This is a genomic window from Streptomyces sp. NPDC048637 (assembly GCF_040650675.1).
In the GTDB taxonomy this organism is placed as follows: domain Bacteria; phylum Actinomycetota; class Actinomycetes; order Streptomycetales; family Streptomycetaceae; genus Streptomyces.
Genome location: NZ_JBEZHQ010000035.1, coordinates 73,479 through 91,969 on the forward strand (window position 1 = coordinate 73,479; position 18,491 = coordinate 91,969).

The following is an 18,491-nucleotide window of genomic DNA, read 5'->3' on the forward strand; positions in this document are numbered from 1 at the left end:
ATCGACGCACCGCCGAACGGGTGGATAAGGTCCCAGAGCGATGACAAGCGGCCAGGGAACGGAAACCCTGACGGCCCGGATGCACAAAGGTCTGCACCGGGCCCGCATCGGCGTGCGCAAGGCCGGTGTGGACTACTTCCGCGGCGAGGGCTCCGACCGGTTCGCGCTGGCCGCCCTGCTCATCGCCATACCCGCCATCGCCGCAGGCACACTCTGGTGGCCGGAATGGATCGCCCCGACGGCGCTGGTCCTCCCGGTCATCGCCGGCGGACTGCTGTTGCGGCCGGCCAACCTCCTCGTCCTGTACGGCGCTTCCGCGACCGCGCTGGTGGTCGAGTCCGCACTGTTCGGCCCGTACGACGAAGGGCCGGAACGGATCACCCCGGGCACGGTCCTGGTCGTCGCCGCGGTCGGGCTCTTCGGGCTGCTGATCGCGCAGTTCCGCAGCCGGGTCGGGGTGCCCTGGCGGCGCGGCGGAACCATGCTCTTCGACCTGCGCGAACGCATCCGTGTCCAGAGCAAGCTCCCCAAGCTGCCCCAGGGCTGGCACCACGAGATGGCGCTGCGCCCGGCCGGCGGACAGTCCTTCTCCGGCGACTTCGTGGTGGCCTCCCGCACCCACGGCGGCACCATCCTCGAAGTGGTGCTGACCGATGTCTCCGGCAAGGGCATGGACGCGGCCTCCCGCGCACTGCTGCTCTCCGGCGCCTTTGGCGGTCTGCTCGGCTCACTGCCGCCGCACGGCTTCCTGCCCGCCGCCAACGGCTATCTGCTGCGCCAGGACTGGGACGAAGGGGTCGCGACCTCCATCCACCTCGTCCTCGACCTGGAATCCGGCGACTACGAACTCTTCTCCGCGGGACATCTGCCGGCGTTGCAGCTCAGCGCCGGCACCGGCCGCTGGGAGGAGAAGTCGGGGGACGGGCCGCTGCTCGGGGTCTACGACGGCGCCCAGTTCGACCCGGTCAAGGGCACGCTGCGGACGGGCGACGTCCTGATGCTGTTCACCGACGGCCTGGTCGAGGCCGCCGACCGCGATATCGCCGAGGGCATCGACCGGCTGACCGGTGAGGCCGACCGCTATGTCGCCGCCGGCTTCGCCGGTGCCGCCTGGCATCTGATCGAGGCCGTCGCCAAGGACGTCAACGACGACCGGGCGCTGCTGCTGATCTGCCGGGACGCGTGACGGGGACGGACGGCGGCGCCGGAGGCGGGCGCGTCCCGTCGGATGCCCTCTCCGAGGGACGTTCTTCGGCCTTTTCCGCGGCCGTTGCCGGGCCGCTGCGGGCCCGGGGCGCCGGGCCCGGCATGGCGTGGAACCGACCCCACCGTCCGTCCGGCCCCACAGCACGGGCGCTCAGGCGCTGACGCGCGCCCGCGCCGTATCGGCCGGGTCCTTCCGGAACGCCCAGGCCATCGTCGGCTCCATGGCGAAGCGGAACACCCTGCGGACCGGTGGGGTGCACAGCGCCGTCACGATGCCGCCCGCGATCAGCGTGACCGCGATCTCACCGAGCGGTGTGTGCAGCCAGGCGTAGTCGTCGAACCAGCCCCAGAACCGCGAGCCCTTGGCCAGGAAGCCGTGCAGCAGATAGCCGTAGAGCGTCCCCGCGCCCAGCACCGTGAACCACGTCTGCCGTGTCGGCACCCAGGCGAAGAAGCAGGCCACCAGCACGATCGAGCAGCCGAAGAGCGCCGGGGTCATCACCGCGCCGATCCACCAGGTGGTGCCCAATTCCTGGGCGCTGTCCCGGTGGTAGAACCACGCCGAGGACATCCGGGGCGCCGCCCAGTAGGCCATCACCAGCGCCGCGGCGAAGATCGGCAGCGATGCGATCCGCACCGCCCGCCGCTGCACCAGCTTGAAGTGCTCCGGCCGCAGCATCAGCCCCAGGACGAAGAACGGCAGGAACTGCAGCACCCGCTGGAGGTCCAGGTCGTCGCCGATGTCCGGTGACACGGAGGCGAGTACGGCGATGGCCACCGCGAGCGGAATGGGCCAGCGCACGACCTGCCACAGCGGGGTCGTCAGCCGCCAGATGAACAGGGCCACCAGGAACCATGTCAGGAACCACGGGTTGAGCAGGCTGATCGGGTGCCCGGGATCGTCGTCCGCCCAGCGCTTGAAGAAGGCGTAGGCGGTCTCGAAGAGGACGTAGGGGACCGCGACCCCGGTGACCAGCCGCTGCAGCCGGTCCTTGCGCATGTCGAAGCTGCGCGAGAAGTAGCCGGAAATGATGATGAAGGCCGGCATATGGAAGGTGTAGACGGTCATGTAGAACGCCTCGGCCGCCCGGCTGCCGTCGGTCAGCGGCTCCCATACGTGCCCCATCGCCACCAGCACGATGGCCAGGTACTTCGCGTTGTCGAAGAACGGGTTACGGCCATCGGTCTTCGGTGCGGGCGCCGCCGCGCCCTCCGGCACGCCGGACGGCTGAGCCGAGGGCCCGGTCCGGTCCGTACCCGCCGCCTTCTGGGCAGGGGGCAGCGCGCGTCGGGGTGTCGAGGCAGCGGGAAACATTTGAGGCACGATAGCGGCGGTCGGCAGGCGCGTAAAACCGTGTGCGGCCTCTTCGTTATTTCTTCGGGTGCCGCTCGGGGAGAGTGCCCGGATAAATTCCGCAATCGTCGGGGCGGGACCACCTCAACGCTGTCCGATTCATGCCCTATCATCCCCTCAAATCGGGCTGTATCCCCCGCAAACGACTCTGGGGGAATGTCCCATTCCTTAGTCTTATGTCCGAATGCTAATAAGCCTTTGGAGTGCCCCGTAAGGCCGTGACGGATGACACGGAATGGAAATTCACCGGGGCCGGATAATGATCAGAATGGCGCGAGCGAATGATCGCCGCGAATTACCCACGCGCCGTCAGGCGGGGAATTTTTCCCGCTCCCGGCCCGGGCCTCTTCCCCGGCCCCGCGCGGTCGCCGCGCCGTCACCCGCTCGCCCCCCGTACGTCACCCCGCCGTGGCCCCTCGACCGTGGGCGGCCGGAATAAGCGTTGGCCGATGATTCGTCACTGGCCTGCAGTGGGCATGGAGTTGGTGGCACGATGGGTGCAGGGGGGTGTGCGCGGCATGCCCCCGGGCCGGTGAGGCGTTCCGACCGAGGGTGTGATCAGTTGTGGCTCTTTCGCTGTCAGTTGTGCTGCTGTTGGGGATCATCCTGATCGTGCTGATCAGAGGGAAGTCGATCAAGGGAGGTCCGGCGCTCGTCGCCATACTGTTCGGCTTCTTCCTCGCCTCCACGGGCGTGGCGCCGTCCATCAATAAATTCCTCAACTCCCTGGCGGACACCATCAACAACATCACCTTCTAGGTGGTTTGACGGCCCTCCGCCAGGTGCCGCACCAGGTCCCGTCCTACGAGGTCCCGCCCCCGGCCCGCGCCACTGCCTCGCGTACGGCGTCCTCGCTGCGTCCCACCAGCGCCGAACCGTCGTCCGCGGTGATGATCGGCCGCTGGATCAGCCGGGGGTGCGCCGCCAGCGCCGCGATCCACCGCTCACGTGCGGCGTCGGTGCGCTCCCAGCCCCCGAGCCCCAGCTCCTTGGCCTCGGTCTCCTGGGTCCGGGTGATGTCCCAGGGCTCCAGGCCCAGCCGTGTCAGCACGTCCCGCAGGTCATCGGCGCTCGGCGGGTCCTCGAGGTACTTGCGCACGGTGTACCGGGCACCCTCCTCGTCGAGGATCTCCACGGCGGAACGGCACTTGGAACACGCGGGATTGAGCCAGATCTCCATGCGGGCCACCTTATTGATCCGCGACCGCGGAGCGAAGAGGCGTGCAGGACCCCCGGCAACCCGATGCCGGAAAACGGAAAACCCCAGGCCGCCGGCCTGGGGCTTCCTCATACGAGCGGGCGACGGGAATCGAACCCGCGTAGCCAGTTTGGAAGACTGGGGCTCTACCATTGAGCTACGCCCGCAAGCGCCACAGGTCGCACGGACCTCGGCACGCAGTGCATCCTAGCGGGTCCGGGCGGTGCGCCGCACATCCCTTCCCGAGGACGGTGCGCCTCGCCGCGTGCGCCCCCATGTCCCGCCACCGGGCGCCCCGATAACTGGCAGCCGTGGCGCCGACAGCCATGTACCCTACGTGTCGCACCGACGGGGTGTGGCGCAGCTTGGTAGCGCGTCCGCTTTGGGAGCGGAAGGTCGTCGGTTCGAATCCGGCCACCCCGACCAGTAGCAGGTCAGCCCGATGACAGCAGTCGGGCACAACCCCCGGCCCACCGTGGCGGCGGCTCAAGATCGGCCGCTGTTCAAGATCGCGTTGTGGGCGTCATCCTCCTTGCGGTTACTATGCAAGCTGCGTGCCCGTGTGTCTGTGTACCGGGCGTGATCCGCCGGTACCGGAACAGTCCGGATACGGGAAGATCTCAAGCAGAACCCCAGAAGTCAGCCCCAAGGAGACCGAACCGTGAAGAGCGCCGTGGAGACCCTGAACCCGACTCGGGTTCGGCTCACTGTCGAGGTGCCCTTCGAGGAGCTCAAGCCCAGCCTCGACGCGGCGTACAAGAAGATCAACCAGCAGGTCACGGTGAAGGGCTTCCGCCAGGGCAAGATCCCGGCGCGCGTCATCGACCAGCGGTTCGGCCGCGGTGCCGTGCTGGAGGAGGCCGTCAACGACGCGCTCCCGAAGTTCTACACCGAGGCGGTCAACGAGGGTGAGCTCAACGTCCTCGGCCAGCCCGAGGTCGACATCACCGAGCTGAAGGACGGCGAGCTGCTGGCCTTCACCGCTGAGGTCGACATCCGTCCCGCCCTCGAGATCCCGGACTACTCCGGCATCGAGGTCGAGGTCGACGCCGTGGAGGTGTCGGACGAGGACATCGACAAGTCCGTCGAGCAGCTGCGTGAGCGTTTCGCCACGACCTCCCCGGTCGAGCGCGCCGCCCAGGACGGCGACGTCCTGACGCTGAACCTCGAGGCCAAGGTGGACGGCGAGGTCCTGGAGGACGGCGTCGCCGAGGGCGTCACCTACACCGTCGGCTCCGGTGAGCTCCTCGACGGCATCGACGAGGCCGTCACCGGCGTCGAGGCCGGCGCCACCGCCACCTTCACCTCCGAGCTCAAGGGCGGCTCCGCCGAGGGCAAGGAGGCCGAGGTCAAGGTCGAGGTCACCGAGGTCAAGTCCCGTGAACTGCCCGAGCTGGACGACGACTTCGCCCAGCTGGCGAGCGAGTTCGACACCTTCGAGGAGCTGCGCGCGGACAGCCGTAAGCGCCTCGAGCAGATGAAGAAGTACGACCAGGCCACCCAGGCGCAGGAGAAGGTCCTGGACGAGCTGCTCAAGCTCGTCGAGGTGCCGATCCCGGAGAAGCTGCTCGCGGACGAGATCGAGACCCGCAAGCACAACCTGGTGAACCACCAGCTCGGCCAGATGGGCCTCGACCTCGCGAAGTACCTGGAGATCCAGGGCAAGACCGAGGAAGAGTTCGATGCCGAGACCAAGGAGCAGGCCGAGAAGGGCATCAAGACCCAGTTCATCCTCGATGAGCTGGTCAACAAGGAGAAGCTGAACGTCAGCCAGGAGGAGCTCACCGAGCACCTCATGCGCCGCGCGCAGTCCTCCGGCATGTCCCCCGACCAGTTCGCCCAGGCCGTCGTCGAGGGCGGCCAGGTGCCGATGCTCGTCGGTGAGGTCGCCCGCGGCAAGGCCCTCGCGGTCGTCGTCGAGGCCGCCACGGTCAAGGACAGCAACGGTGAGGTCATCGACCTCGACGACGAGGACGAGACCGCCGAGACCGTCGTCGCCGAGGCCGAGGGCACCGAGGTCGAGGGCGCCGACGAGAAGCCCGAGGCCTGAGCCCCGGTCGCCTCGCGGCTTCACGAAGATCGCTGATTACGGGCCCGAACACGCACGTCCGCGTGTTCGGGCCCGTACTCGTACCGGGCCGGTGAGCCTGCGCTCACAGCGAACAGTTATCGATGCGGGATGGCGTTGTCCGACCTGCGCGTTAGGGTCCGTAGATACGAGGGCAGGGGAGTCCCTGAAACCGCGCCGGGGCGACACACGGCGCCGATCCCCGCGCCCCAGAAGACGACGCTGAGACGGCCTGGAGCCGTCCGACAACGAGCAGGTGGACACGTGACGATCCCGATGCCTTCCGCCGCCGCTGAGCCGACCTTCGGTGGCCTCGGCGACCAGGTCTACAACCGGCTGCTCGGCGAGCGGATCATCTTCCTCGGCCAGCCGGTCGACGACGACATCGCCAACAAGATCACCGCGCAGCTGCTTCTCCTCGCCGCGGACCCGGACAAGGACATTTTCCTCTACATCAACTCCCCGGGCGGCTCGATCTCGGCCGGCTTGGCGATCTACGACACCATGCAGTACATCAAGAACGACGTGGTGACGATCGCGATGGGCCTCGCCGCCTCCATGGGACAGTTCCTGCTGAGCGCCGGCACCCCGGGCAAGCGCTTCGCGCTGCCGAATGCCGAGATCCTCATCCACCAGCCCTCCGCGGGCCTGGCCGGCTCCGCGTCGGACATCAAGATCCACGCCGAGCGGCTGCTGCACACCAAGAAGCGGATGGCGGAGCTGACCGCCTTCCACACCGGTCAGACCGTCGAGCGGATCACCCAGGACTCCGACCGCGACCGCTGGTTCTCCGCCGATGAGGCCAAGGAGTACGGCCTGATCGACGATGTCATGACCTCCGCCGCCGGCGTTCCGGGCGGGGGCGGCACGGGCGCCTGAGCCCGTACCACTCGCCCTTCAGCCCCCACCCACTTGATCGCCACCAGGACGGTGAACACCACGATGAACAACTTCCCCGGCAGCGGCCTCTCCCAGGGCGCCGAGTCCGAGTTTTCCGGCCCGCGCGCCGAGTCCCGCTACATCGTCCCGCGCTTCGTCGAGCGCACGTCGCAGGGTGTGCGCGAGTACGACCCGTACGCGAAGCTGTTCGAGGAGCGCGTGATCTTCCTCGGCGTGCAGATCGACGACGCCTCGGCCAACGACGTCATGGCGCAGCTGCTGTGCCTGGAGTCGATGGACCCGGACCGGGACATCTCGATCTACATCAACTCCCCGGGCGGTTCCTTCACGGCGCTCACCGCCATCTACGACACGATGCAGTTCGTGAAGCCGGACATCCAGACGGTCTGCATGGGCCAGGCGGCCTCCGCCGCGGCCGTGCTGCTCGCCGCCGGCACCCCCGGCAAGCGGATGGCGCTGCCGAACGCCCGGGTCCTGATCCACCAGCCGTACAGCGAGACCGGCCGCGGTCAGGTCTCCGACCTGGAGATCGCCGCCAACGAGATCCTGCGGATGCGTTCGCAGCTGGAGGAGCTGCTGGCCAAGCACTCCACCACCCCGATCGAGAAGATCCGGGACGATATCGAGCGTGACAAGATTCTGACCGCCGAGGAGTCCCTGGCGTACGGTCTGGTCGACCAGATCGTCTCGACGCGGAAGTCGTCGGTCTCGATCGGCTAGCGGTCTTCGCAAAATGAGCCGGAGCGTTGCCCCCTTGGACCGGGCCGGGACCGAGTGAACCGAGTCCGTCCAAGGGGGGCCCGTACGGGGGGCCCGGCAAGGTACCGTCGATAGGCAAGCACCCGGGTCCGTGGAGCAATACGGATCCCAGGCGAAGGGGAAGCACCTCGTGGCACGCATCGGTGACGGCGGCGACCTGCTCAAGTGCTCATTCTGCGGAAAGAGTCAGAAGCAGGTGAAGAAGCTCATCGCGGGACCTGGTGTGTACATCTGCGACGAGTGCATCGACCTCTGCAACGAAATCATCGAGGAGGAGCTCGCCGAGACCTCCGAGGTGCGGTGGGAGGAGCTCCCCAAACCACGGGAGATCTACGAGTTCCTGAACGGCTATGTCGTCGGCCAGGACCCGGCCAAGAAGGCGCTGTCGGTCGCCGTCTACAACCACTACAAGCGGGTGCAGGCGGGCGAGAACGGCCCCGGCCGCGGCGAAGAGGGCATCGAGCTCGCCAAGTCCAACATCCTGCTGCTCGGCCCCACCGGCTCCGGCAAGACGCTGCTCGCGCAGACCCTCGCCCGGATGCTCAACGTCCCCTTCGCGTTCGCCGACGCGACGGCGCTGACGGAGGCCGGCTATGTCGGTGAGGACGTCGAGAACATCCTCCTCAAGCTGATCCAGGCCGCGGACTTCGACATCAAGAAGGCCGAGACCGGCATCATCTACATCGACGAGATCGACAAGGTCGCCCGGAAGAGCGAAAACCCGTCGATCACCCGCGATGTCTCCGGCGAGGGCGTCCAGCAGGCCCTGCTGAAGATCCTGGAAGGCACCACCGCTTCCGTCCCGCCCCAGGGCGGCCGCAAGCACCCGCACCAGGAATTCATCCAGATCGACACCACCAACGTCCTCTTCATCGTCGGCGGTGCCTTCGCCGGCCTGGAGAAGATCATCGAGGCCCGGTCCGGCGCCAAGGGCATCGGCTTCGGCGCCACGATCCGCTCCAAGCGGGAGATCGAGTCCAAGGACCAGCTCCAGGACGTCATGCCGGAGGACATGGTGAAGTTCGGGATGATCCCGGAGTTCATCGGCCGCCTCCCCGTCCTCACCTCGGTCCACAACCTCGACCGCGAGGCCCTGCTGCAGATCCTGGTCGAGCCGCGCAACGCGCTCGTCAAGCAGTACAAGCGCCTCTTCGAACTCGACGGCGTCGAGCTCGACTTCGACCGCCCGGCCCTGGAGGCCATCGCCGACCAGGCCATCCTCCGCGGCACCGGCGCCCGCGGCCTGCGCGCCATCATGGAGGAGGTCCTCCAGGCGGTGATGTACGAGATCCCGTCCCGCAAGGACGTCGCCCGCGTCGTCATCACCGAGGACGTCGTCCACTCGAACGTGAACCCGACCCTGGTCCCGCGCAACCGCGGCGAGTCGGGAGAGCCGCAGGAGAAGAGCGCGTAGGGCGCGCAGTACGCAACGAGAGCCGCCCGGCAGCTGGTGCTGCCGGGCGGTTCTGTGTCGTTATGGACGTTGTCCGCAGCGCCTGTGCCGCCGCCCGCACCGCGGCGCACGAGGCGCGCCGCCTACTTCTCCTTGCGGACCTCGTTGCGGATCTTGGCGGTCTTCTCGGAGAGTTCCTCAGCACTGGGCGTGTGTGCGGTGGCGGGCCCGGAGGGGGAGGGGGCGGCCGCCATCTGGACGAGGCCGATGGCACTGTTGTCACCCCAGATGCAGGTGGAGGCGGTGACAGGCACGGTCACGCCGCCCTGCGAGACCGTGATCTTCTGCGTCCGGCACTTCATCACCGCGCCGTCGAAGTCACTCGGCGAGAACTCGGTCGTCGGAGTGGTGTCCTCGATCTTCGCGTTGCGCATCGTCTTCTTCTGGTTCTCATCAGCCTTGGCGAGCATCTGGTTCACAGCGCCCTCGGGGTCGGCGATGTTTCCGTACAGACCGGTCACGCTCGCCGTCAGCCCGCCGCCGGCCGTGTACTTGCCTTGGACGCCCTTGCTGTTGGTGATGCCGAGGGCCTTGGCCTCCTTGTCATTCGAGAAGTCCTCGGCCCCCGCTCCCGTGGGGCTCTTCATTTTGGACAACTGCGCGTTCAGCAGCTTCTCCGGCAACGAGATCGTGTACGGCTTCACCTCCCCGCCCGAGCCGAAGGCGAAGTACGCGCCCACGCCGATCGCCGCGACGACCGCGACCGCGCCGATGATCAGGCCGATCTTCTTGCCGTTGCCGCCGCTCTCCTCCGAGCCCTGCGGGATCATGCCGTAGGGCGTCTGCTGGCCGCCGTACGGGGCCTGCTGGCCGTAGTTGGGCTGGCCGGCCTGCTGGGGGTAGCCGTAGCCCTGCTGCGGGGGCGCCTGGCCGGCCTGCTGGGGGTAGCCGTAGCCCTGCTGCGGAGGCACCTGGCCGCCTTGCTGCGGGTAGCCGTAACCGGGCTGGGGGGCCGGCGGCTGCTGCGGCTGGCCGTACGGGCCCGGCTGCGGGGGCTGCTGTCCGTACGGGCCGGGAGGCGGCTGGTTGTAGCTCATGGAGCGGTTCCCCTCGTGACAACTGAATCCAGTTGAAGTTCTGCGTGTGAAGTTCTGCGATGTTTATGCGCTGCCGACATCCTGTACGACGCCGCTGACAACCGTTGCCCCGGGGGCGAAACCGATTCGAAGCTGCTACATCCGCGCCCGTACACTGTCCGGCGTGACCGAGAACTCTCAGCAGAGCAAGCACAGTGCCCCCGAACTGCCGACTCAGTACACGCCGGCCGATGTAGAGGGGCCGCTGTACGAGCGCTGGGTAGAGCGGGGCTACTTCGAGGCGGACGAGAAGAGCGACAAGCCTCCGTACACCATCGTCATCCCGCCGCCGAACGTCACCGGCTCCCTGCACCTGGGGCACGCCTTCGAGCACACCCTCATCGATGCGCTCACCCGCCGTAAGCGCATGCAGGGCTACGAGACCCTCTGGCAGCCGGGCATGGACCACGCCGGTATCGCCACCCAGAACGTCGTCGAGCGGGAGCTCGCCAAGGAGGGCGCCTCCCGGCACGATCTGGGCCGTGAGGCGTTCGTCGAGCGGGTCTGGCAGTGGAAGAACGAGTCCGGTGGCCAGATCTCGGGCCAGATGCGACGGCTGGGCGATGGTGTCGCCTGGTCGCGTGAGCGGTTCACGATGGACGAGGGCCTCTCCAAGGCCGTCCAGACGATCTTCAAGCGGCTCCACGACGACGAGCTGATCTACCGCGCCGAGCGCATCATCAACTGGTGCCCGCGCTGTCTGACCGCCATCTCGGACATCGAGGTGGAGTACCAGGACGACGACGGTGAGCTCGTCTCCATCCGGTACGGCGAGGGCGATGCCTCGATCGTCGTCGCCACCACGCGTGCCGAGACGATGCTCGGGGACACCGCGGTCGCCGTTCACCCGGAGGACGAGCGGTACGCCCACCTCATCGGTACCGAGATCGAGTTGCCGCTGACCGGCCGCCGGATCCCGGTCGTCGCCGATGAGCACGTCGACCCGGAGTTCGGCACGGGTGCGGTCAAGGTCACCCCGGCCCACGACCCGAACGACTTCGAGATCGGCCGCCGGCACGGGCTGCCCAACCTCGCCGTGCTCGACGAGCGCGGTGTCATCACGGCGCACGGCCCCTTCCAGGGCCTGGACCGTTTCGAGGCCCGTTCCGCGATCGTCGGTGCGCTGCGCGCCGACGGCCGGATCGTCGCCGAGAAGCGCCCGTACACGCACTCCGTCGGGCACTGCTCGCGCTGCAAGACCACCATCGAGCCGCGGCTGTCGATGCAGTGGTGGGTCAAGGTCGGCCCGCTGGCGAAGGCCGCGGGTGACGCGGTCCGCGAGGGCAAGGTCAAGATCCACCCCAAGGAGATGGAGTCCCGCTACTTCGGCTGGGTCGACAACCTCCACGACTGGTGCATCTCGCGGCAGTTGTGGTGGGGCCACCGGATTCCGGTCTGGTACGGGCCGGACGGCGAGGTCGTCTGTGTCGGACCGGACGAGGAGCCGCCGAGCGGCGAGGGCTGGCACCAGGACACGGACGTCCTCGACACCTGGTTCTCCTCCGGGCTGTGGCCGTTCTCCACGCTCGGCTGGCCCGAGCAGACCCCGAGCGTCGAGAAGTTCTATCCGAACGCGGTCCTGGTCACCGGCTACGACATCCTCTTCTTCTGGGTCGCCCGGATGATGATGTTCGGGCTGTACGCGATGGACGGCACCCCGCCGTTCCACACCATCGCGCTGCACGGCATGGTCCGCGACCAGTTCGGCAAGAAGATGTCCAAGTCCTTCGGGAACGCGGTCAATCCGCTGGACTGGATGGACGCCTACGGTTCGGATGCCGTCCGGTTCACGCTGGCCCGTGGTGCCAACCCCGGCGTCGACGTCCCGATCGGCGAGGACTGGGTCCAGGGCTCCCGCAACTTCGCCAACAAGATCTGGAACGCCACGCGGTTCGCGCTGATGAACGGTGCGACGGTGGAGGGCGAACTCCCGTCCGCCGAGCAGCTGTCGGCGACCGACCGGTGGATCCTGTCCCGGCTGAATTCGGTCGTCGCCGAGGTCGACGCGTACTACGACGACTACCAGTTCGCGAAGCTGTCGGACACCCTCTTCCACTTCGCCTGGGACGAGGTCTTCGACTGGTATGTCGAGCTGTCCAAGACCACCTTCATGGCGGGCGGCCCGGCCGCCGACGCCTCGCGCCGGGTGCTGGGCGAGGTCCTGGACGTCACCCTGCGGCTGCTGCACCCGATCGTCCCGTTCGTCACCGAGACCCTGTGGACGACGCTGACCGGCGGTGAGTCGGTCGTGATCGCCGAGTGGCCGAAGGACTCCGGCTTCCGGGACGCGGCGGCCGAGCGGGAGATCGAGACCGTCCAGCAGGTCGTGACCGAGGTCCGCCGCTTCCGCTCCGACCAGGGGCTGCAGCCGGGCCAGAAGGTCCCCGCCCAGCTGGAGCTGACCGGCACGGCGCTGGCGCCCCACGAGGCCGCGATGCGCTCGCTGCTGCGGCTGCAGCCGGCCGGTGAGGGCTTCAGCGCCACCGCGTCGCTGCCGGTCGCGGGTGCCAAGGTCGCGCTGGACCTGTCCGGCACCATCGACGTCGAGGCCGAGCGCAAGCGCCTGACGAAGGACCTGGGCGCCGCCGAGAAGGAGAAGGCGCAGGCCACCGCCAAGCTCGGCAACGAGGCATTCCTGGCCAAGGCGCCCGAGAAGGTCGTGGACAAGATCCGCGGCCGGCTGGAGGCCGCGGAGGCGGACATCGTCCGGATCACCGCACAGCTGGCTTCCCTGCCCACGGTGTAGTAGCGCAGAGACCGCAGGCCCCTCGTCCTCACGGGCGGGGGGCCTGCGCCGTTCCGGGGAGCTGTCCGTGTGCGGGCGAGGCGCCGTCGGGGGCCGCCTTGGCCGTCCGGGTCCCCAGCGGGCGGGGCCGGGGCGGCGGTCCGGGCCTTCTGCCAGCGGGGCCGGGCGATCGTCCCGGCGTTCTCATCGCGCTCTCATCTGGCCGAGGCACGGTGGACCGGAATGCCGTAGTTCCGGCAGCACCGTACGTCCCGTACCGAGGAGCCGCGCCCGATGAACAAACCCCTGCGACGGGCCGCGGTCTTCTGTCTCGCCCTGATCGTCGCGCTGATGGGCTGGACGACCTGGCTCCAGGTCGCGAAGGCCGGCGAGTACAAGGAGGACCCGCACAATCCGCGGGTGGCGATCGGCAAGTACTCGGCGCCGCTGGGCAACATCCTCGTCGACGGGGAGCCGGTCACCGGCTCCGCCGCCACCTCCTCCACGCTGAAGTACAAGCGGACCTACAAGGACGGCCCGCTGTATGCGCCGGTCACCGGCTTCACCTCGCAGATCTTCGGCAGCAACCAGCTGGAGAACCTGAACGGCGATCTCCTGGACGGCTCCGACAGCCGGCTGCAGAGCCCCGCCGACGCGCTGACCCGTACGCGGGCCAAGGGCGGCGACGTCGCCACCACCATCGACGCCAAGGTGCAGCAGGCCGGCTACCGGGCGCTGGGCGGCAAGAAGGGCGCCGCCGTCGCTATGGACCCGGCCACCGGGCGGACTCTGGGCATGGTGAGCACCCCGTCGTACGACCCGGGGACGTTCGCCGGGTCCGAGGGCACCGACCAGAAGGCGTGGCGGAAGATGTCCGGCGACGCCGACCACCCCGAGGTCAACCGGGCGCTGCGGCAGCCGCTGCCGCCCGGCTCCACCTTCAAGCTGGTGGTCGCCGCGGCTGCGCTGGAGGACGGGCTGTACTCGTCGGTGGACGAGCCCACCGCCAGCCCCGACCCGTACACCCTCCCGCACACCCGCACCAAGCTCACCAACGAGAACGCCGCCGCGCCCTGCAAGAACGCGGACATCCGCACCGCGCTCCAGTACTCCTGCAACACCGTCTTCGCGAAGATGGCCGTCGACCTGGGCAAGGACAAGGTCAAGGCGCAGGCCGAGAAGTTCGGCTTCAACGACGGCAAGGTGGACACCCCGGTGCGGGCCGGCACGAGCAGCTACCCCAAGGACATGGACGAGGCACAGACCGCGCTGTCGGGGATCGGCCAGTTCGACGACCAGGCGACCCCGCTCCAGATGGCGATGGTCTCCTCGGCCGTCGCGAACGGCGGCGAGCTGAAGACCCCGCAGCTGGTCGACAAGCTGACCGACGGCGGCGGCAACACCGTCCAGGAGAACAGCCCGAAGACGTACGGCGATGACAAGGCCATGTCGTCGCGTACGGCCCAGCAGCTGGGGTCGGCGATGCAGACGGTCGTGGACAAGGGCACCGGCTCCGCCGCGAAGATCGACGGACTGACCGTCGGCGGTAAGACCGGCACCGCCCAGCACGGCGTCGACAACAGCGGTACGCCCTACGCCTGGTTCGTTTCGTACGCCGAGGACGGCAAGGGGCACCGGGTGGCGGTGGCCGTGATGGTCGAGGACGGGCACGCCGCCCGCAACGAGGTCTCCGGCAACGGGCTGGCGGCCCCGATCGCGCGGGCCATGATGAAGGCGGCGCTGCCGTAGGCACCGGTCCCTGGCCCTCGGGCCCCCGGCCTCGGCCCCTGGCCCCCGGCCCCGACCCCTGGCCCTGGCCCCGGCCCCGGCCTCGGATCCCGGCCCCCGGGCGTACGGGCGCACGCCGGGGCGCGGACCGGGCCGGCCGCCCCGGCTGCGGCGCGGTACGGGCGGAGGGCGACGCAGCGCACCGCTGTCACACGTGCCTCGTAGACTGGTCGGCGTGAGCGAGCGCCCCCAGAACGACGACCCCGACCCGAACGATGCCTTCGACGAACTCGTCGAGGCGGAGACCGACCGTGACCCCGATCTCGCGGTGATCGAGGCCGGCAGCCGGACCCTGCGCGCGCAGGCCGGCCCGCCGCAGGGGGACGGGATTCCCGCCCGGCCGGCCGATCCCGAGGTCGACCGTGCGCTGCGCGCCGTCGAGGAGGAGCTGGCGGGCCGCTGGGGTGAGACCAAGCTCGACCCGTCGGTGCAGCGCATCGCGGCGCTGCTGGACATTCTCGGCGAACCGCAGCGCGCCTACCCGTCCATTCACATCACCGGCACCAACGGCAAGACCAGCACCGCCCGCATGATCGAGTCCCTGCTGTCCGCCTTCGACCTGCGCACCGGCCGCTACACGAGCCCGCACGTCCAGTCGATCACCGAGCGGATCAGTCTGGACGCCGCCCCGATCTCCGCCGAGCAGTTCATCGAGACGTACCGGGACATCGCCCCGTATGTAGAGATGGTCGACGGCCAGCAGGAGTACCGCCTGTCGTTCTTCGAGGTGCTGACGGCGATGGCGTACGCCGCCTTCGCAGACAGCCCCGTGGACGTCGCGGTCGTCGAGGTCGGCATGGGCGGCACCTGGGACGCGACGAACGTCATCGACGCCGATGTCGCCGTGATCACCCCGATCGCGCTGGACCACACCGACCGGCTGGGGGAGACGCCCGAGCAGATCGCCGGTGAGAAGTCCGGGATCATCAAGAAGGACGCCACGGTCGTGCTGGCCCAGCAGCCGGTGGACGCGGCGTCGGTGATGCTCAAGCGCGCGGTCGAGGTGGATGCCACGGTCGCCCGTGAGGGCATGGAGTTCGGGGTGCTCTCCCGTGAGGTGGCCGTCGGCGGGCAGATGCTGACGCTGCGCGGGCTGGGCGGCGAGTATCCCGAGATCTTCCTTCCGCTGTACGGCGCCCATCAGGCGCACAACGCCGCGGTCGCCCTCGCCGCGGTCGAGGCGTTCTTCGGCGTCGGCTCGGAGCACGCCCGCACGCTGGACATCGACACCCTCCGCTCCGCCTTCGCCGCCGTCACCTCGCCCGGCCGGATGGAGGTCGTGCGCCGCAGCCCGACGGTCGTGCTGGACGCGGCACACAACCCGGCGGGTGCGCGGGCGGCGGCCGAGGCGGTCACCGAGGCGTTCGGCTTCAGCCGGCTGGTCGGTGTGGTCGGCGCCAGCGGGGACAAGGACGTACGGGGCTTCCTGGAGGCCTTCGAGCCGATCTTCGCCGAGGTCGTGGTGACCCGTAATTCCAGCCATCGTGCGATGGATCCGGACGAGCTGGCGGCCATCGCCGTCGAGGTCTTCGGCGCCGAACGGGTCCAGGTGGAGCCGCGGCTCGACGACGCCCTGGAGGCGGCGATCACCCTCGCCGAGGAAGAGGGCGAGTACTCCGGCGCCGGTGTGCTGGTGACCGGCTCGGTGATCACGGTCGGCGAGGCCCGGCTGCTGATGGGGAGGGGCTGACCATGCGCACGCTGTGTGCCGGCACCCTGATAGGCGAATTCTTTGTGATCGGCTTCGCCGGCCTGGTCGCGATGCAGATGACCGAGCTGTCCACGGCCACGATCTGGACGGTCAGCGGGATCGCGATGCTGCTGAGCCTGCTGTTGTGCGGGATGCTGACCCGCCCGGGTGGCGTCCAGCTCGGCTGGGCGCTGCAGGGCGCCCTGATCGCCAGTGGCTTCGTGGTCCCGACGATGTTCTTCCTGGGTGCGGTCTTCGCCGCCCTGTGGTGGGCGTCGGTCCACTTCGGCCGCAAGATCGATGAGGCGAAGGCCCGTTGGGCGGCGCAGTCCGAGGCGTCGGGCGAGCCGGCCGGCGACCCCGCCTAGGGCCTGTTCCACGGGGCGTCCCGGAGGCCGGGGGCTGCGCCGCGTGGAGCCTTGTCCCCCATGTAGCCTCAGTGCACCCGCTGACCGTTGTTCATATCCAGGGAGTCCCTCCGTGAGCCAGCGCACCCTCGTCCTCCTCAAGCCTGACGCCGTCACGCGCGGTCTGATCGGCGAGATCATCGGCCGTATCGAGAAGAAGGCCGGCTGGACGATCAGCGCGCTGGAGCTGCGCAGCCTGGACCGCGAGATCCTGGAGCAGCACTACGCGGAGCATGTCGGCAAGCCGTTCTACGAGCCCCTGGTCACCTTCATGTCCTCCGGTCCGGTCGTCTCGATGGTCGTCGAGGGTGAGCGGGTGATCGAGGGCGTACGGATGCTGGCCGGTCCGACTGACCCGATTGCCGCGCCGAGTGGGTCCATTCGTGGGGACTTCGGGACGATCACCCGGGAGAATCTGATCCATGCCTCGGATTCCGAAGAGTCCGCCGAGCGTGAGATCAAGATTTTCTTCCCCGGCATTTCCTGACACGTCATCAGCTGCACACCCCCCGTGACCTGGGGCGACCGACGAAATCATCGGTCGCCCTTTGGTGTATACGACACGATCGGGGGAACGCATCACCGCGACACGACGTCACCATTAAGGGGGGCGGGTGCGTGTACGGCTGACAATGGCGGAACTGCCTCCCGACGTGTTCGAGTGGGCGCACTACGAACTACGATGGAGGCTTCCGCGCCTCACAGCGCATCACCTCCTGCCGACCTCCAGTAAGCATTCGCTCCAGTTGGGAAGGCCAGACGTATCCTCATGGGGAACAACATGTCGTTCATCGGCCGTGACATGGCTGTCGACCTCGGGACCGCCAACACGCTGGTGTACGTCAGGGGCCGCGGAATCGTCCTCAACGAGCCGTCGGTCGTGGCCATCAACACCAACACCGGCGGGATCCTCGCGGTGGGTGCTGAGGCGAAGAAGATGATCGGGCGCACGCCCGGCAACATCGTCGCCGTACGGCCCCTGAAAGACGGCGTGATCGCCGATTTCGAGATCACCGAGCGGATGCTCCGCTACTTCATCCTGAAGATCCACAAGCGGCGCTATCTGGCCCGCCCGCGGGTCGTCGTGTGCGTCCCCTCCGGCATCACCGGAGTGGAGCGCCGCGCGGTGATCGAGGCCTCGACCCAGGCCGGCGCGCGCCAGGTCCACATCATCGAGGAGCCGATGGCCGCCGCGATCGGGTCCGGTCTGCCGGTCCACGAGGCCACCGGCAACATGGTCGTGGACATCGGCGGCGGTACCACCGAGGTCGCGGTCATCTCGCTCGGCGGAATCGTCACCGCCCAGTCCATCCGGGTGGCCGGCGACGAACTCGACAACGCGATCATCCAGCACATCAAGAAGGAGTACAGCCTTCTGCTGGGCGAGCGCACCGCCGAGAGCATCAAGATCACCATCGGTTCGGCGTACGACCTCGAACAGGACGAGCACACCGAGATCCGCGGCCGTGACCTGGTCTCCGGCCTGCCGAAGACCGTGGTGATCTCGGCCGCCGAGGTCCGCAAGGCCATCGAGGAGCCGGTCAACTCCATCGTCGACGCGGTCAAGACGACCCTCGACAAGTGCCCGCCGGAGCTGTCCGGTGACGTCATGGACCGCGGCATCGTGCTCACCGGAGGCGGCGCCCTGCTGCGCGGCCTCGACGAGCGGCTGCGCCGCGAGACCGGTATGCCCATCCACATCGCCGAGGACCCGCTCGACTCCGTCGCGCTCGGCTCGGGCAAGTGCGTCGAGGAGTTCGAGGCGCTCCAGCAGGTCCTCGACTCCCAGCCGCGCAGGTAGCAAGGCCCGGGGAACCGGCCCGGGGGGGGGGGGCCCGGCGCGGGGGGGGCGGGCGCCGGGCGGGCC

15 protein-coding genes and 2 tRNA genes are annotated in these 18,491 nt (G+C 68.7%); 13 read left to right on the plus strand and 4 right to left on the minus strand.

The window, feature by feature from the left end; all coding sequences use genetic code 11:
• The first annotated feature begins 40 nt into the window (after positions 1 to 40).
• Positions 41 to 1,186, plus strand: a complete 1,146-nt coding sequence (locus AB0C46_RS31730) for a PP2C family protein-serine/threonine phosphatase (protein ID WP_362832065.1) — start codon at positions 41 to 43, stop codon at positions 1,184 to 1,186.
• Positions 1,187 to 1,357: 171 nt separating this feature from the next.
• Here the strand turns inward: AB0C46_RS31730 and AB0C46_RS31735 are convergent, their stop codons facing one another.
• Entirely contained in the window at positions 1,358 to 2,521 is a 1,164-nt protein-coding gene (locus AB0C46_RS31735) for an acyltransferase family protein (RefSeq protein ID WP_362832066.1), read from the minus strand.
• A gap of 603 nt (positions 2,522 to 3,124) precedes the next feature.
• Between AB0C46_RS31735 and AB0C46_RS31740 the strand changes: the two genes are divergently transcribed.
• A complete protein-coding gene (locus AB0C46_RS31740; protein WP_362832068.1) occupies positions 3,125 to 3,319 on the plus strand; it encodes a hypothetical protein in 195 nt (64 codons plus the stop codon).
• 43 nt (positions 3,320 to 3,362) lie between these two features.
• On the opposite strand, the gene AB0C46_RS31745 is transcribed toward AB0C46_RS31740, so the two are convergent.
• Positions 3,363 to 3,740, minus strand: coding sequence for an arsenate reductase family protein (locus AB0C46_RS31745; RefSeq protein WP_362832070.1), 378 nt, complete (start codon positions 3,738 to 3,740; stop codon positions 3,363 to 3,365).
• A gap of 114 nt (positions 3,741 to 3,854) precedes the next feature.
• A tRNA-Gly gene (locus tag AB0C46_RS31750) sits at positions 3,855 to 3,925 on the minus strand.
• Positions 3,926 to 4,107: 182 nt separating this feature from the next.
• Here AB0C46_RS31750 and AB0C46_RS31755 point away from each other — a divergent pair.
• The 5 genes from AB0C46_RS31755 (at position 4,108) to clpX (ending at position 8,899) form a co-directional block, all read left to right on the plus strand.
• Positions 4,108 to 4,184 (plus strand) — tRNA-Pro (locus AB0C46_RS31755).
• Between the two features lie 235 nt (positions 4,185 to 4,419).
• The gene (gene tig / locus AB0C46_RS31760; protein ID WP_362832071.1) at positions 4,420 to 5,808 is read left to right on the plus strand and encodes a trigger factor; all 1,389 of its coding nucleotides are present in this window, start codon (positions 4,420 to 4,422) and stop codon (positions 5,806 to 5,808) included.
• Between the two features lie 294 nt (positions 5,809 to 6,102).
• Complete coding sequence (locus tag AB0C46_RS31765; RefSeq protein ID WP_030283915.1) at positions 6,103 to 6,705, plus strand: ATP-dependent Clp protease proteolytic subunit; 603 nt, start codon at positions 6,103 to 6,105, stop codon at positions 6,703 to 6,705.
• A gap of 63 nt (positions 6,706 to 6,768) precedes the next feature.
• A complete protein-coding gene (locus AB0C46_RS31770) occupies positions 6,769 to 7,446 on the plus strand; it encodes an ATP-dependent Clp protease proteolytic subunit (protein ID WP_026169394.1) in 678 nt (225 codons plus the stop codon).
• A 169-nt stretch (positions 7,447 to 7,615) separates the two neighbouring features.
• On the plus strand, positions 7,616 to 8,899 hold the full coding sequence (gene clpX, locus AB0C46_RS31775; RefSeq protein ID WP_362832072.1) for an ATP-dependent Clp protease ATP-binding subunit ClpX: 1,284 nt from the start codon (positions 7,616 to 7,618) through the stop codon (positions 8,897 to 8,899).
• A gap of 122 nt (positions 8,900 to 9,021) precedes the next feature.
• Here clpX and AB0C46_RS31780 read toward each other — a convergent pair whose 3' ends face one another.
• Positions 9,022 to 9,975, minus strand: coding sequence for a hypothetical protein (locus AB0C46_RS31780; RefSeq protein WP_362832073.1), 954 nt, complete (start codon positions 9,973 to 9,975; stop codon positions 9,022 to 9,024).
• A 163-nt stretch (positions 9,976 to 10,138) separates the two neighbouring features.
• On the opposite strand from AB0C46_RS31780, the gene AB0C46_RS31785 reads away from it, so the two are divergent.
• From AB0C46_RS31785 to AB0C46_RS31810, 6 genes are all read left to right on the plus strand, one after another.
• Positions 10,139 to 12,760, plus strand: a complete 2,622-nt coding sequence (locus tag AB0C46_RS31785; RefSeq protein ID WP_362832075.1) for a valine--tRNA ligase — start codon at positions 10,139 to 10,141, stop codon at positions 12,758 to 12,760.
• A gap of 273 nt (positions 12,761 to 13,033) precedes the next feature.
• Positions 13,034 to 14,488 carry a penicillin-binding transpeptidase domain-containing protein gene (locus AB0C46_RS31790; RefSeq protein ID WP_362832076.1) on the plus strand — a complete coding sequence of 485 codons (1,455 nt, stop codon included), beginning with the start codon at positions 13,034 to 13,036 and terminating at the stop codon, positions 14,486 to 14,488.
• A 214-nt stretch (positions 14,489 to 14,702) separates the two neighbouring features.
• Positions 14,703 to 16,217: a folylpolyglutamate synthase/dihydrofolate synthase family protein gene (locus AB0C46_RS31795; RefSeq protein WP_362832077.1), complete on the plus strand. Its 1,515-nt coding sequence runs from the start codon at positions 14,703 to 14,705 to the stop codon at positions 16,215 to 16,217.
• A gap of 2 nt (positions 16,218 to 16,219) precedes the next feature.
• Positions 16,220 to 16,585 (plus strand): DUF4233 domain-containing protein, encoded by a 366-nt coding sequence (locus AB0C46_RS31800; protein ID WP_362832078.1) that lies wholly within the window; start codon positions 16,220 to 16,222, stop codon positions 16,583 to 16,585.
• A 112-nt stretch (positions 16,586 to 16,697) separates the two neighbouring features.
• A complete protein-coding gene (ndk, locus tag AB0C46_RS31805; RefSeq protein ID WP_326620888.1) occupies positions 16,698 to 17,111 on the plus strand; it encodes a nucleoside-diphosphate kinase in 414 nt (137 codons plus the stop codon).
• A gap of 294 nt (positions 17,112 to 17,405) precedes the next feature.
• Positions 17,406 to 18,425, plus strand: coding sequence for a rod shape-determining protein (locus AB0C46_RS31810; protein WP_003985182.1), 1,020 nt, complete (start codon positions 17,406 to 17,408; stop codon positions 18,423 to 18,425).
• The last annotated feature ends 66 nt before the right edge of the window (positions 18,426 to 18,491 follow it).